The following is a 297-nucleotide window of genomic DNA, read 5'->3' as shown; positions in this document are numbered from 1 at the left end:
TTTTATAGTTTTCAAGGTATATAGTATGTCTTTGTTACCATCTGGTTTTAGTATTACAAGACTTCCATTCCCAAAAAACCATCCATAAAGTTCAGTCACTGACACATCAAATGCAAAATTTGTTTTCAATAAGTACTTATCACCTTCTAAAACTGGGTATTCTGATTCCAAGTAACTTAATTGATTAACTACACCCTGATGATTTATCATAACACCTTTAGGCAGTCCTGTTGTTCCTGAAGTATATATGACATACGCTAAATCATTTGATGTGTTCACACTTGGTAGATCGCTAGA

At 33.0% G+C, this 297-nt stretch carries 1 protein-coding gene; it reads right to left on the bottom strand.

The features are described from left to right. Positions 1–297: AMP-binding protein (locus KFD70_RS29300; protein ID WP_431613557.1), on the bottom strand; the 297-nt coding region annotated here is incomplete at both ends.

This window comes from Bacillus pfraonensis (genome assembly GCF_050768835.1).
Taxonomy (GTDB): Bacteria; Bacillota; Bacilli; order Bacillales; family Bacillaceae_G; genus Bacillus_A; species Bacillus_A pfraonensis.
Note: the sequence above shows the minus strand (reverse complement) of the source record. Positions and strands in the feature narration are given on the sequence as shown.